General features: G+C 66.1%; 9 protein-coding genes. 4 read left to right on the top strand and 5 right to left on the bottom strand.

Going from position 1 to position 13758, the window contains the following annotated elements; all coding sequences use genetic code 11:
- Positions 1-47: 47 nt before the first annotated feature.
- Positions 48-3281, bottom strand: a complete 3234-nt coding sequence (locus B141_RS0111730; protein WP_157180958.1) for a hypothetical protein — start codon at positions 3279-3281, stop codon at positions 48-50.
- A gap of 479 nt (positions 3282-3760) precedes the next feature.
- Positions 3761-4765, bottom strand: a complete 1005-nt coding sequence (locus B141_RS0111735) for a substrate-binding domain-containing protein (protein ID WP_020575357.1) — start codon at positions 4763-4765, stop codon at positions 3761-3763.
- A gap of 104 nt (positions 4766-4869) precedes the next feature.
- Here B141_RS0111735 and B141_RS40175 point away from each other — a divergent pair, with 104 nt between their 5' ends.
- Positions 4870-5904: a glycoside hydrolase family 43 protein gene (locus B141_RS40175; RefSeq protein WP_020575358.1), complete on the top strand. Its 1035-nt coding sequence runs from the start codon at positions 4870-4872 to the stop codon at positions 5902-5904.
- A gap of 705 nt (positions 5905-6609) precedes the next feature.
- Positions 6610-10272 carry a heparinase II/III domain-containing protein gene (locus tag B141_RS0111750; protein WP_020575360.1) on the top strand — a complete coding sequence of 1221 codons (3663 nt, stop codon included), beginning with the start codon at positions 6610-6612 and terminating at the stop codon, positions 10270-10272.
- A 73-nt stretch (positions 10273-10345) separates the two neighbouring features.
- On the opposite strand, the gene B141_RS0111755 is transcribed toward B141_RS0111750, so the two are convergent.
- A complete protein-coding gene (locus B141_RS0111755) occupies positions 10346-10900 on the bottom strand; it encodes an AAA family ATPase (RefSeq protein ID WP_020575361.1) in 555 nt (184 codons plus the stop codon).
- 232 nt (positions 10901-11132) lie between these two features.
- Between B141_RS0111755 and B141_RS0111760 the strand changes: the two genes are divergently transcribed.
- On the top strand, positions 11133-11534 hold the full coding sequence (locus B141_RS0111760; protein WP_026257136.1) for a VOC family protein: 402 nt from the start codon (positions 11133-11135) through the stop codon (positions 11532-11534).
- Between the two features lie 62 nt (positions 11535-11596).
- Here the strand turns inward: B141_RS0111760 and B141_RS0111765 are convergent, their stop codons facing one another.
- Positions 11597-12220 carry a histidine phosphatase family protein gene (locus tag B141_RS0111765; RefSeq protein WP_020575363.1) on the bottom strand — a complete coding sequence of 208 codons (624 nt, stop codon included), beginning with the start codon at positions 12218-12220 and terminating at the stop codon, positions 11597-11599.
- Positions 12221-12438: 218 nt separating this feature from the next.
- Here B141_RS0111765 and B141_RS49205 point away from each other — a divergent pair, with 218 nt between their 5' ends.
- Entirely contained in the window at positions 12439-12588 is a 150-nt protein-coding gene (locus tag B141_RS49205; protein WP_020575364.1) for a hypothetical protein, read from the top strand.
- 220 nt (positions 12589-12808) lie between these two features.
- On the opposite strand, the gene B141_RS0111775 is transcribed toward B141_RS49205, so the two are convergent.
- Positions 12809-13714, bottom strand: a complete 906-nt coding sequence (locus B141_RS0111775) for an aminoglycoside phosphotransferase family protein (protein ID WP_020575365.1) — start codon at positions 13712-13714, stop codon at positions 12809-12811.
- Positions 13715-13758 lie beyond the last annotated feature (44 nt).

Here is a 13758-nt window from a genome sequence, read left to right on the forward strand (position 1 = left end):
CGTAGAACACCACTACGCGGGCGACCCGCGACCTTGCCAGACACGGCCTAATAGCTGAGGGTCAGTGTCGAGGTCTGTGCATGCCGCAGCTTCACGATCAGCATCCCGTCGTCGAGCCGCTTCCACCCCTCGGCAGCTCCGTCAAGGTCGGAGATGGCGACGAGGGGCCGGCGGTCGACCGTCACTGACCGCGGCGGCGGCGTACCGGCGACCAGGAGTTGTGACGTCTGGCCCTCGTAGAACCCGAGCTGGGCGGTCAGCGACGACGAGGAGCGCGTCGCCGCGAGAACGTCCGCCGCGGTGCTGAGCCGGATGCGGCCGCCGAGCAGCGTGGTCTGCACGTCAACCGGATGGCCGATGAGCATGATCGCTGGCTTCGCGATCGTCTCGGGATTGATGTCGACGTTCGGCACGGGCACGTTCGGTATGAGCGGCCAGTTGTCGGGATAGCCGCCCTTGCCCGGCTCCTGCTGCCGTTGCTGGTGCAGCGCGCTGACGACAATTCCTTCCGCGACCTTCCGCCACGCGAACTCAAGGCTCCGGCCGGACAGGTCGAACGGCTTCCGCCCGGTCGGGTCGGTGGCGGCGTCGATCAGGTCGAGCAGGAAGTACGCGTACACCAAGCCGTTCCACTGCACGGGGACGCCGAACCAGGGCAGGGCGAAGTTCGAGGTCCCGAAGACCGGAATTGACGCGTACGGCAGCAGTGGGCGTTCCGGGTCGGTCGAGGAGTAGAGGAACGGCAGGCCAGTACGCGCCCAGTACACCGCGCGTTCGAGGTGCTTTCTCTTGCCAGTCAGCCGGTACGCCTCAGCGTAGGCGCCGACGCCGTACGCGGAGGCGAGCACGTCCGGGGTATGGATCGGCACCTCCCAACTCTGCGCCGCTCGCGGCACCTGGAGCTCATCGAGGAATCCGATGCCCCGCAGACCAGCGGCGAGCGCGTTGGAATTGCCGGTCAGGCGGGCATAGCGCAGCAGCAGATGGGTGTTAACGGCGGACAGCCCCATGATTTCGGTGCCGGGTTTGCCGAGAAACTCGCGCGCCGCGTCCGGCATGAACGGCCAGCCGCCATCGGGTTTCTGTGCATTGATCAGGTCAGCGGTCGAAGCCTGCCATTTCGGCAACGCGCCCTCGAGATGACCGAGGTAGAACGGCGCGTGGTACATCGCGATGCCCGCACCGTCTGTACTGGCGAGCCCGCCGGGTCCGCTGTTGGCAAGCACGCTGGTGACGAACTCGCGTACCCGTCCGAGGGCGGCGTCCCGGTCCTCGGGTGCGTCCGCGAGCAGCCCGGCGAGCTGCAGCACCGCGGCGTACGGTACGAACTGCTTGGGTTCCCAGCCGTAGACGTGTTGCCAGCCCTTCGCCTCCGGAACCCAGTAGGAGTTGACGTAGGCGTGCCGCACCAGGGCCAGCTCGTCCGCCCACGAGAACGGCTTCTCCGCTGGCTCGGGCAGGCCGTAGGCGTCGTACCAGCGGTCGAGCGCGCGCAGGATGTCCCCGGTGTCCTCTGCCACGAGGTCGGCGGTCACGGTCAGGCGACGCCCGGCCGAGGCCGCGTACGCCGCGGTCGCCCACGGCGCGTTCTCCGCTACCGCGTCGGCCGTGCTCGGCACGAAGAGCGAGAGGAGATGGTTGTCCTGCCCGTCCAGCCAGTTGGGCGAGGCGAAGCGGGCACTCGGATACTGCTGTGCGCCATTCCAAGCCTGGTTGGCGTCCCACTGCACCGACACGAGTTTGTCTCCGCTCGCGATCGCCATCAGCGGCACGGTCACCTTCAGCGGATGGGGTGTCGTCCGAAGGTTGATCGGCGGGTTGGCATCGAGTGTGCTCGACGACTTCTCGCCGGCGACCAGCCATTCCAGGCCCGGGAACAGCGCCGCGTCCTGAGTGCCACCGAAGCTGCCTTCACCAGCGGTGAGTGACGGTCCTCGGAAAGCGAACAGTCCCGCGTCGCGGTCCGGCGTCGCGGCGTATTCCGCGCGGATCGAATTCGCGCCAGCCCGCAACGAGAAGGTCAACTCGACGCTCCACTGTACGCCCGACGCATCGGTCACCGTTCCGGTCAGGACGATGCCCGCCGTACTGAGGCGGACCTGCGTTGGTACGACTGGGAGGAGTTGGACCCCGTCGCTTGCCGGCACGAGCAACCAGGTCAACGGCTGTGCCGTTGCGACCTGCTGCCAGCGGTTCCCGGAGCGCACGTCAAGGATCAGTTGCGCGTAGCCGGAGGCACCACGGGCCAGGATCATCCGCACTTTGGCGTTCTGCAGATAGACATGCCCTGCGGAGTCGCGGAATGCGCGTACGCCCTCCGGCGACCAGGTGCCTGGCTTCACGACCCGCGGCACTGCGGGCAGGATGACGCCGAAACGCTGACCGGCTCCCGGCGCCACCAGGTCGATACTCGCCACGCCCGGAACGTCACCGTTGGGTTTCGCGGCCCACGACAGCGTGACTTCGGCGCCAGGCGAAAGCGCCGGCACGGTGCGCTCCGGGTCTCCTGACGTGAGGACGAAGCCCTCTGACAGGGTGAGCCGCGTCGGGAAGGGATCTGTGGCCCGCCCGCCGAGATTGGCGAGCTTGACCGTGAGCGTTAGGTCCTTGCCCGCGCGTACCGACCCGGGACTGACTGACAGCGGCGTGACCGCCACCCGCGCGTCGTCAAGCTGCTCGATCCGGATGTAGTCGATCTCTATCTCGGCGCCGTCGGCCGTTGCCGGCTCGCGATCCAACCTGAAGACCCGGACTGTGCCCTGCCGCCACAGCGCGTTGGCCGCGCCGAGGTCGACGACGTACTCGTGAAATGCTCCGTCGGCATTGATGGGAATCTTGATCCGCTTGTCTTCGGCGAGCGCCGGTGACTCGTCAGTGGCGAAATAGATGGCGACCGCCTCACCAGCCGTGGCGCGCATCCGGATACGCAGAATGCGATCCCGAATTCCGGACAGATTGACCGAAGGTGCCACCATATAGGGATCGAATCCCGTCACCCTCGTCGACAACGTGCCACCCGCGACGCTGAATGGTCCCAGCCCGTTGGCCGCCGTCCAGCCTTCGGCATCATCGTTGGTATTGAATTCCCACGTTATCGCCGTGCCCGTGGTCCTGATCGGCTGGACGAACCACCCCTGCTGGGAATCGAACTCCCACTGCTCACCCGGCGTACCACTCGACGCAGTCGCGGGCCGGGCGGTGAAAAACCCGCTGCCCAATACCGCGACCGCACCCACGCCACTCAGCTGAAGAAATGTCCTTCGCCCGATCGGTGTCACCATGGATCGATCCCTTCGCTCCGTTGGTTCCTTGTCGATGACCGGTACTTGTTGGCGACCGCATCAGGGCCGTGCCGGCACGCGGTTCGGACCTCGTCCGGCGATTCAGCGGGCTGGCGCCTGTGTCGGGTACGTCGGCTCATCGCTCCGGGGCACCCGCTCGACCCGCGACCCATGGCGTAGCGGCGCGTTATCCGCGGCTGCGAGCGGCGCCATACCGGAAGAACTCTCACTGTGACCCTCACCCTTCCGCCTACCAAGAAGACTGTCGGACACGAGTAGGAGTGCTTTTCGTATGAAACGATTCACGGGAAGAAGAACGACGACCGTCGGCTCTTAGCGTCGCGCCGATTCATGGGTGCCGCGATGGCGCTATCGTGCACAAAAATGTCTGATCATGATGGGACCGTTGAGGTGCTGATCCATCTGACGCCCGTCGATCGGGCATTGGCGTGTCCGGCGTTCCAGACGCCGTCCGAACCTTATGCGCCGTTGTTCTCAGGCGGCGCGGTCGATTCGCGGAATTCAATCCGAGTGAGTGGTGCAGTCGGGGTTTCGGGTTCGGGCCGGCCCTCGACAGCCGCGATCAGTCGTCGCATGGCGTGCCGTCCGGCGGTCTCTCGATCTACGGCGACAGTCGACAATGCGGGGGCCGAGTAGCGTGCAAGAAGGAGGTCGTCCCAGCCCGTGACGCTCAGGCGGCCCGGCACGGCCCAGCCCCGACGATGCGCTGCACCGAGGACGCCTACGCCGATGTGATCGCTGGCGGCGACAACCGCTGTGACCGGAGTTTCGTCCAGCAACGCTTCTATCGCCTGGCGGCCTGTCTCGGGGTGCCAGTGTCCGGACGGCTCCCCGTGTGAGCGGAGACCGAACCGCTCACACGCCTCGAGATATCCCGCCAAGCGCAAGCGTGCAGACGGCCAGTCCTGCGGGCCTGCAATGTGTAGAAGATCCCGGTGGCCGAGTTCTGACAGTTTCCGAACGACCTCGACCATGGTCGCCTGATCGTCGGCAACGGCATCGACCGCACGGAGCCGGTGGTCGTACTGGTCGACTTGCACCACCACGCCGGGGAGAGATGAGATCGCCGGATCCATCGGCGATATCGAGAGGACCCCCTCAATTTGTCCGCTCGCCAGCAAATCCTCGACGCGGACGCTCAACGACACCGGTCCTTCATCCAGGTCGATGACGATCTCCACGCGGTAGCCCGAACTGCGCGCTTCCTCGCAGGCTGCCGCGACGGTTCGTTCTGGGCCCACCCACCCCGGCAGGAGGACGGCGAGCATGCCGCTCCGGCGTGTCCGCATGGCACGGGCGGCAAGGTTGGGTCGATATCCGAGGGCGTCGATGGCTGCCTTCACCCGATCCGCCGTCTCGGGAAGCAGACCGCTGTTCGGGCGGAAGTACCGTGACACGGTCTGGTGCGAGACGCCCGCCAGATCGGCTACCTGGCGCAGCGTCGGTCGACGCCCAGTACCCATACCGGCACACTACTTGCGATGAGATGAACGATCACTTAACTTCGCGGTGATCGTTCACTTTCGGCGCCACCCGTACGGTTTGGACTCCCTTCAAAGGAGAAGACATGCCGCAGGCCCCCTCGTCCCAGTCCATCGGTTCCATGAGTCGACGCGCCTTGCTGGCGGCCTCTGGAGGCGCTGCCATGGTCACCCTCATGGGCAGTACTGCTAACGCGCAATCGCGCGGGCGCGGGTATCTAAACCCCGTCGAGCCGACGAACCATCCCGATCCTGCCGTTCTGTTCGCCGACGGAGCCTTCTACCTTTACTCGACCGCCGGAAGCATGGGTGCGATGCCGGTGCTGACGTCGCCCGATCTGGTCAACTGGACAAAGGTCGGAAACGGTATGCCGGTGATTGCCGACTGGTCGGTGTCAGGCCGGCACTGGGCGCCGGAAGTGATTCGGGTGGGGGACCGTTACCTGTCCTACTACACGGCGCGCCGTGCTGACATCGGGCAGCAGGCGGTGTCGGTGTCTGTGTCGGATTCGCCTGCCGGACCGTTCACCGACGACCGCTCCACGCCCCTGATCGGTCAGTCCGACGAAGGCGGAAGCATCGACGCGTCGCCGTTCCGCGACACCGATGGCTCGTTGTGGTTGTTGTGGAAAAACGACGGCAACGCAGTCCGTCTCCCGTCCTATATCTATCTGCAGCGGCTGACCGACGACGGCCTGGAGTTGCGCGGAGATCCACAGCGGATCATCGGTATGGACCAGCCATACGAGAAGTACACGATTGAAGGTGCGTCGGTGATCGTGCATCGAGGCACCTATTACTGCTTCTACTCGACCGGTGAGTATTGGAACAACAGTTACGGAGTCTGCTGGGCAACGGCTCCGGGCATCACGGGGCCGTGGACCAAGCATGGGGACGGGCCGATTCTGGCCGGTAACGATGTGGCGTCTGGACCTGGGCACGGCATGCCGATCAAGGTCGGACCGCATTGGTGGTACGTCTATCACGCGTGGGAGCCGGACGGTCAGCCCTCTGGCCGCCTTGTCTGGTTGTCTCGGTTGAAGTTTGGCGACGACGGGCCGGTCATCGACGGACCGCACGTGCAGAACCCGTTGAGCCCCATCGTCCTGAATCGCCCCTGACAACCGCGTCGCACCATACGGCCCAGTACGCGGATGCAACCGCACGGTCCGGTTGCATCCGCGTCTATCAACCGTGAGCAGATTCCAGCCCGGACTTGCCTCGGTCAGTAGCGACATCGCGACTGGTCTGTCCGCCCTTGGCGGGACAGACCAGTCGTTCGTGATCACGCCAGCGCCGCGCGGGGTACGGATGGATCGGCTGTCGGCCGCAAGGCCGCGATCGCGGCGGTGTCTGGGACCCACTGCGGCGTGATCTCTGTGGCGACTATCCCGCACGCACGCTGCGCATGCGGCTCCCGGCAGGGCGGCTCCGCCTGTCGGCGACTGGCTCAAGAGTGGGCCGTCAGGCCCGACCCTGCAGCGGATCGAATCTGGCCTTGACGTCCGGTCCGTTATTCCGTTCCGGAACGAAGCTGCCGCCGCACTCAGGTCCAGTGATGGCCTGGAACCGATGATCCGCGAACACAACCCGGCCCACGATCAGGCGGGCGGTGACCGCTCTGCGCGGCGGCGGCCGGTGAACGTGGTGGAGCCAGCGCCTATTTTAGGTCTTGACCGAAACCCGGCTCACGTCTATTTTCTGGCACCAAGGAGCGCTCCGCGCCTCTACCCAGTCGATGCAACCGGACTGAGTGCACCGCGATCAGTGGCCGCGAACGGCAGCCGTTGACGCACTGGCCGATAGGACAGAACTGAGGTGTCCCGATGAGCGGTTTCTCCGAGCCCGTGCCATCCTCACGAGCTGGCTTCCAGCCCAGCCGCCGTGATGTCCTGCGCTACAGCATGCTCCTCGGTTCGGCAGCGCTGCTGCCGCCGCTCATCCCCGACTTGGCCGCCGCGGCGGAGCCAACGCTCACACTGGCCGACACCCCGACCAAGACGAAGGCGACGGTCTACACCCCCGAGATGGTGACGGCGGCCCGCCGCAACGTCGAGCAGTACGACTGGGCGAAGGCGGCCCGCGACGCCGCCGTCGCGAACGCCGATCCCCTTGTCAGCAAAGGCGACGACTGGCTCTGGAAGCTGGTCACCGGCCAGGGCGTGCCGCGCAGCTACGCGGTGAACCAGGACCTCGGCTCTCCCATCACCGGCAAGGACATCTACCGGTTCGGCAACTACCCGTGGCTCGCCGACCCGATCAACCAGCCGTGGAAACTGATCGACCCGTCGGTGCCGGAGGACTCCGGGCTGCCGCGGATCTACCCGACCAACGACTTCGGCGCCTTCTACGCGAGCGGTCTCGACGAGCACGGCAACTTCGACCGGGCGCGCGCCGACCGCAGCCTGCTCGTCAACGAGCTGTACCCGGAGAAGGGCCCGACGTGGGGTGTCGACGACGGCTTCGGCTGGGTCGATGGCAACGGTGCCAAGTGGACGTTCGTCCCGTACTACAACCACTGGTGGGTGTGGTACGGCGCGACGGCGCCTATGTACTACGGCCTGCCCGCACTGCGCGACGCCTTCCTCACTACCGGGGATCTCAAGTACGCCCGCGCCGGGCTGATCCTGCTCGACCGGATCGCCGACGTGTACCCGTCGATGGACACCGCGCCGTACAAGCGATCGGAGGGTTACTTCCATTCCGATGGCTTGAGTGGCAAGGGAAAGGTCGTCGGCTGCATCTGGGAGACCGGGATCTCGCAGGGGATCTGCGACGCCTACGACGCCTTCTTTCCGGCGATCGCGAACACCGACGAAGCCAACGTGGTGCCGTTCTTGTCGGAGAAGGCCGGCCAGTACGGGCTCGCCCCGAAAGACTCGCCGGCCGCGATCCGCGTGAACATCGAGAACGGCATCCTGCGGCAGGTGTACCCGAACGTGCAAGCCGGGAAGATCCGCGGCAACTTCGGCATGCACCAGCGGTCGATCACCGTCGCCGGTGTGGTGCTGGACGCCCCGGCCGAGACGAAGGAGTGGATCGACTTCGTCTTCAAGACCGGCGGCGTGGGGCCCGCACCCGAGTATCGGGTGTCAGGCGGCGACGTGTACCGCACCCTTGTGGACGTCGTGGACCGCGATGGCATGGGCAACGAGGCTTCGCCGGGATACAACCGGCTGTGGATCGGCCACATCCGCGGCATCGCCGACGTCCTCGACGGGTACTCCGGTTACCCCGCAGCAGACCTGTACGACCACCCGAAGTTCCGGAAGATGTTCCAGGGCATGCACCCGCTGGTGATGCTGGGCGCCTACGTGCCGCAGATCGGCGACACCGGTTCGACTGGCAAGCCCGGCCTGTTCGGCTCCCCAAACGAGTTCTTCTACTTCTTCGAGAAGTTCGGCCTTCCTGAGTACGCCCAGATGGCCTACCTGATGAACGGCAACAGCGCCGACAACCTCTACGGCAACCTCTTCAGCCCGGACGTTCCCGGTATCCAGCAACGGATCCGCGACGTGATCGCCAAGCACGGCACGTGGCAGCCTCCCAGCGAGAACCTCACCGGGTACGGCCTCGCCATGCTCCGGAACGGCACCGGGAGCAAGGTGCGCGACCTGTGGGTGTACTACGGCCGCACCACCGGGCACGGCGACTTCGACGCCCTCAACCTCGGCATGCACGGCTTCGGCGTGGACCTGTTGCCGGACCTCGGATATCCGGAGTTCGCCGACACCAGCATCCGCACGCAGGAGTGGAACCAGAACACCATCGCCCACAACACGGTGGTGGTCGACAAGAAGCCGCAGGCTGGCCAATGGGTCGGCACGCCGCACGGATTCGCGGCCGGTGACCGCGTACAGGTGTGCGACACCTCGGCGCCGGTGGCATATATCCAGACCAGCACCTACCGGCGGTTGTCGGCGATGGTGAAGGTCGACGACACGAACTTCTACGCGGTGGACGTCTTCCGCGTCGTCGGCGGCACCGACCACCACTTCTCGTTCCACGCCGCGGAAGGCCCCGCAACGGCCGAAGGGCTCACGCTGGTCGAACAGCCAACGGGGACCTACGCCGGCCCGAACGTACCCATGCCATCGGACGACGCCCCGTACCGCAGCAACGCCAGCGGCTTCGACTGGTTGGACAAGGTGTCCCGCGACACCAACCCCACCGGACCGTTCAGCGTGGACTGGAAGGTCAGCGACACCTGGGGGGTGCACGACCCCGACCCGAACCTCCACGTGCGGCTCACCATGCTGTCTGATGTGGACGATGTGGCGATCTGTGACGGCACGCCGCCCCGTAACAAGCCGGGCAACCCGGCGAAGCTGCGGTACCTCATCGCCCACCGGCAGGCCCCCGCGGGCCAGCAGCTCACCAGCCAGTTCGTCTCGCTCGTCGAGCCGTACGTCGACCGTCGGGTGGTGCGATCCGTCTCGGCGGTGCCGGTGCGGGCCATCGACGGCACGATCGCCCCGCATGAGGTGGCCGCGGTACGCGTGGAGCTGACCAACGGCCGCGTCGACCACATCGTCAACTCGCTTCGGACTGACGTGATGTTGAAGGTCGATCTCGGCAACAGCAAGGAGCTCATGTTCCGCGGTTCGTTCGGGGTGTACTCCACCCGCGGTGGCGAGCCGGAGTACGCGTGGACCCACGGGGCGAGCTTCCTCGGCCCGCTGCCACAGATGCAGGGCCCAGCCGCCGCGACCGGTACGCTGCGGGACTTCACCCGCGACCTGTCGGTCAGCAACCAGCTCACCGTCAAGCTCGACGGTGAAGTCCCGGCCAAGATGAAGCTCGACGGCAGCTACGCCTACGTCACCGTGCCCCACTCCACGTACGCAACGATCGTGTACCCGTCCAGGACTCCGTCGAAGGCGGGGGACTTCGGGGCGCTCCGCCAGCAGATCACCGTCAACCAGACGGACTCTCATCAGCTGTCCGTCAAATTGAACGACGACTTCGCGGGAGCCACCGCCGGCTACCACTTCATGCAGGTGCTGATCGACGGTGCGGTCGTGGCCGAGCGGGACGTCGCCGGTCCAAGCCAGTGGCAGGAACTCACCGCCGATGTCACCGGACAGCTGGCGGGCAAGACCACCGCGGTACTCACGTTGCGTCTGATCAGCAAGAGGGGCGTCGGCAACTTCGGTGTCACCGCGATGTTCGACGACGTGGCAATCTCGGGAACCAGCATCGAGAACGGCGACTTCGAGGACACGACCTCCCCTGCCTGGCGGCCGGAGTCGAACTCAGCGAGCTTCGCCATCAACCCGCGAACCACCGCCGACGGCAACGCGCGCAACGCCGTCTATCGCATCCGCAGTGCGCGCTTCACCGACGACACCACGGCGGTGCTCGACATCGGCGACATCACCACGACCCGCGGTTACGCCGACCCGAACGACTTCAGCAAGGGCTTCCGCTACGACGTGGTAGCCGGCGGCACAGTCAGCATTCCCTTCACCCGGAAATGGCAGTCGTGACTCTCGCTGGATAGCTCACAAAGATCCCGCCGGCCAGGCTCTCCCGCCGACGCCGCCAACAGCTCAGACACCACTACTCGAGATGGACAGCCGGCTCGAACCTGGCCCGCACGGGTGGATCACCGAATCCGACCTCGCTCACCAGTCGTGTCACGATCTGTTCTTCGCTCTCGTCGGCGGTGATGATCGACTCGTCGACGAAGCCGAGCAGATCGCGACGGTGATACCACTCGCGCAGTTTCTCCGGGCTGACGGTGACCAGCGATTTGGTCTGGTGCCGACGCTGCGTCTCCTCCAACTGGATGTCGAAGTAGTAGTGCTTGGTCACGCCCGCGTGATCATCTGTGAGTCGCCGGAGCATCTCACCGTACCGTTCCGCACCGAAGATACCGTCGGCGATCACGTGGTAGCCGGCGTCGAGGGCGTACCGAGCAGTCATGTCGATCAGTCCGATGTTCGGAAGGCCAGGCCGGTCGTGCTCCCGGAGCACCGTACGGCGCAGGTAGTCCTGCTCGACCCAGGCGACACCACGCCCGAGGCGCTCCCGCAGACGTTTCGCGATTGTCGACTTGCCCGAGGCGGAGTTGCCACGGAGGATCACCAATCGGGTTTGCGGGTTGCCGACCATGGCGAGACGATAACCCGAGGGTCCGGCAGGCCATGAACGGGCCATTAGCCGAGGACGACGAAGGGCACTCCAGGCCGCTCCAGCCTCACGTCCGCGCCGGAGATCGCCCTCTAGGACGCCGTAGGCGTACATTTCCCAAGCTGAGTGGGGGTTCGATTCCCCTCACCCGCTCCCACGGACCTGTACGAGATCAAGGTTGAAGTGGGGATTGACCGGTAGGTACGGTCTCCGCATGACACGACCGCGGATGCAGATTGGGGCCGTCACGATCACAGCACCACCGGCTCCGCACGCCCCGGAGCTGGCCAGGTTTTATGAGCGACTCCTTGGCTGGCGGATCGTCGATGAAGGGCCGAAGGGCGGTTGGGTCCAGCTCCACCCGCCCGAGGGCGAGACGGGGCGGACGCTGCTCGGCATCAACATCGAGTCTGACCAGGACCACGAGCGGCCTGTCTGGCCAAGCATGCCCGGCGGTCAGAACGCGACGATGCACCTCGACATAGGCGTAGATGACCTGGACGAGGCGGTCGCGTGGGCACTCCAGGCAGGCGCGAGTCTCGCGGAACACCAGCCGCAGGAGCATGTCCGGGTCATGCTTGACCCCGCCGGTAACCCCTTCTGCTTGTGCTGCTGACCTCCCCTCGATCCCAGAAGGCGCGCTAGTCAGTGCCAAGCGCGGGCCATGCGCCGCCGGACTTAGTTCAGGTGGCGGGTCTCGTTCAATTGGGCGATCTGGTGGCTGTAGTTTCGGTCGTCCTTGCGCAAGTGCGTGATTCCACCTGAGGAAACGCGGAATTGGACACGGCCCGATGCCTCCAAGGGCATACCAATCCAGGCTGCTAGGAGGAGGGTGACGGTACCTCCGTGTGTCACAACTACGTGATTCTCCATCGAGGAGTGTTGGATCCGATCCATCGCCGCATACGCCCTTACGGCAAGGTCCATCCGTGTCTCTGCACCGTCTACACCTTCGTCGTGCCGTAGCCGCTCGCCGAACTCCGGAATTGGGATGCGGCGTTCTTCGAGCCAAGCCTTGGGTCGGCCACCCGCCTCGCCGTACGACTTCTCCCGCAGGTCTGGATCCAACTTCACGCCGCCGCCGATCCGCTTGACGATGACCTCTGCGGTCCGTTGCGCGCGGCGCAGGTCGGATGTGATCGTCTCGACCTCGGCGTCGCTGAGGCGCTCAGACAGTGCTTCGGCGATCGAATCAGCCTGTCGCATCCCTCGCTCGGTCAGATCGGAGTCGAACCACCCGCCGACGAGTCCGTCTACGTGGTGGGTTGCCTCCGGATGTGTGACGACATAGATGTTCTTCACTGTGACCTCGGAGACCTCGTGTGGACGCTGCAGATGGTGCGGCTGTGACGTGTATCGAGGCTAAGGGGTCGGGGCGCCCGCACCCTCATCACGAGTAGGAGCGAGCCATCACGGGAAGCCTCAGTCTCAGTTCCCGTCTCATTCATCTGTGTTCGCAACCGTTCGGGCACGATCTGGGAGGTCATAGCTCACGCGTCCCTGCGCCTAGATGATCACTAGTGAACTGCGCGCTCGCGGAGGTCGCGACCGAACGGTGGGGCGAACGGACCGGCTCGTTCGGCCGCGCCTGGACCCTGTTCGAGGCACGCGCCGAACGGCACGACGGCCGTGCCCTGTCCGACTGCATCCTCGACGCCGCCCACACGTGAACGGTCGACCTCGAAGACGTTCCCGAGTGGCTCGCGGACCGGATCGACCTGTCGTACCAGGCCTGCCAGCTCGTCGGCGAGAACGTCACCCCCGAGCAGAACGCGAGGGACTACGTGCTCGCCTACGCCTCCTTGTACCGCGGCAGATTCCCCACCGCGCAACAGCGCTGGATGCGACCCGATGCCGACCCCACCGACGCCGCGCGCCAGCTCGGAGACCTCATCGAGGAGCTGCGAGCACCTCGCGGATGACGTGCCGCGCGTAGTTCGCCGTCGCCGGGTTGGCGTCCTTGTAGTACGGCAACACGATCAGCGCCTGGGACAGCACGCGCCCGCGGCCGCGGAGCCACGTCGCGTCGTCCACGTCCAGCGCCGCACGGAACTCGTCGCGGACGTTCGCGGGCAGCAGGTACCACACGGGGAACAGGTCGCACGCCGGATCGCCGACACCGCACGTCTCGAAGTCGAGCACCGCGGTCAGCCGGCCCTCCGCCGACACGAGCAGGTTGCTCGGCGTCAGGTCCGAGTGCACCCACACCTCGCGCCCGTCGTACGGCGCCGCGAGCGACTCCTCCCACGACGCCAGTGCTGCGCGAGTGTCGATCAGGCCGTCCAGCTCGCCGATCGCCTTCCGCGTCGAGGAGTCCATCGAGACCATCGGAGCGCGCGTCCGGCGCTCGCCCGGATACGCCGGCGGCCGGTCCGGCAGGTCGATCCGCCGGAACGCGTCGACGAACGCCGCGAGGTCCGTCGCCAGCCCACGCGGATCAACCAGCGCGTCGGGGGAGGGGTGCGTACCGGCGAGCCAGCGGTGGACGGACCACTCGCCCGGGAACGCGTCGGTGGGTGAGCCGATCGCCTCGACAGAAGGGATGGTCACAGGCAGGAACGGCGCGAGTGCCGCGAGTTTCGCCTGCTCCCGTTGGACTACGTCGGTGCCCGCGGGCCAGAGCGACAGCCGTACGGACAGGTCGGAACCGAGGCGGTAGATCGCGTTGCACAGTCCACCGGAGTCGACCGGCTCCAGCGGCAACGCGGCCCACTGCGGGAACTGCGCGGCCACCAGCTCGCGGACGAGCGGCGTGTCGATGTCGGCCTGGTCGGCGTGGATCTTGCGGGGACTCACGAGGGCCCATCCGAACGGTCGGACCCGTCCGCTGTCAACCCGGT

Source organism: Actinopolymorpha alba DSM 45243, assembly GCF_000373925.1.
Taxonomy (GTDB): Bacteria; Actinomycetota; Actinomycetes; order Propionibacteriales; family Actinopolymorphaceae; genus Actinopolymorpha; species Actinopolymorpha alba.